The organism is Streptomyces bugieae, from assembly GCF_036352915.1.
Classification (GTDB): Bacteria; Actinomycetota; Actinomycetes; order Streptomycetales; family Streptomycetaceae; genus Streptomyces; species Streptomyces endophytica.
In genome coordinates, this window is the sequence record NZ_JAZBJP010000228.1 from 1 (window position 1) to 393 (window position 393).

Consider the following 393-nt stretch of genomic DNA (forward strand, 5'->3'; position numbering starts at 1 on the left):
GTACTTCGCCGAGCACTCACCGTTCGACGCCGACGCGGCGTTGTTCTTGACGCCTTGTCCGTCACCCTCGTTGGTGCGGACACAGGTGGCCCCGGTGCCGGATATCTGGCCCGCCCGGAAGACGTAGCGCACGAGGACGGCCCCGTTCGGGGAGTACCCGTAGTAGTCGGGGATGTCCTTGTTCGCGACGAAGCACGGGCTGTCGGAGTACCAGGTCTGGGCGCCCCTGCTGTTGTAGTGGATGGCGAAGCAGTATTTGTTCCCCGCCGATGTGCACGCGTCGGACTCGTAGGAGATGGGCGTGGCCGCCGATGCGGGCGACGCGGCGAACAGCAGCGTGCTCAGGAAGGCGAGGACGGGGACGAAGGTGGCGGCTGCCGCGCGCTTGATGCT

At 66.7% G+C, this 393-nt stretch carries 1 pseudogene; it reads right to left on the reverse strand.

From position 1 onward, the window contains the following. Positions 1 to 393, reverse strand: a pseudogene (locus V2J85_RS41005) (hypothetical protein); the annotation flags it as partial.